The following is a 430-nucleotide window of genomic DNA, read 5'->3' as shown; positions in this document are numbered from 1 at the left end:
GAAGGACAACCCACGCACCACGGCGCGGAAGTCCTCCAACATCGGCTCCATCAGCCGGGAGTGGAAGGCGTGACTGGTCCGCAGACGGCTGGACTTCCAGCCCCGCCCACCCGCAGCCTCGGCAACGGCGTCGATCTCGGCTTCCAGGCCCGCGACCACCACGGCCCCAGGGCCGTTCACCACGGCGACGTCCACGTCCGGGAACGCCTCCAGCACCTCCGCCTCGGAAGCACCCACCGCGAGCATCGCCCCACCGGCGGGAAGGGCCTGCATCAGTCGGCCCCGGGCCACGACCAACGCCGCCGCATCGCCGAGCGACAGCACCCCGGCCACGTGCGCGGCAGCGATCTCACCGATCGAATGACCGACCAGCACGTCCGCCCGCACACCCCAGTGCGACAGCAGCGCGTGCAACGCCACCTCGACGGCG

General features: G+C 71.9%; 1 protein-coding gene. It reads right to left on the bottom strand.

Going from position 1 to position 430, the window contains the following annotated elements; all coding sequences use genetic code 11:
• Positions 1 to 430, bottom strand: a 430-nt coding sequence (locus PUR56_RS01415; RefSeq protein WP_329947509.1) for an acyltransferase domain-containing protein, incomplete at both ends; no start/stop codon positions are given.

It is taken from the genome of Streptomyces sp. BE303, assembly GCF_036290945.1.
Classification (GTDB): Bacteria; Actinomycetota; Actinomycetes; order Streptomycetales; family Streptomycetaceae; genus Kitasatospora.
Note: the sequence above shows the minus strand (reverse complement) of the source record. Positions and strands in the feature narration are given on the sequence as shown.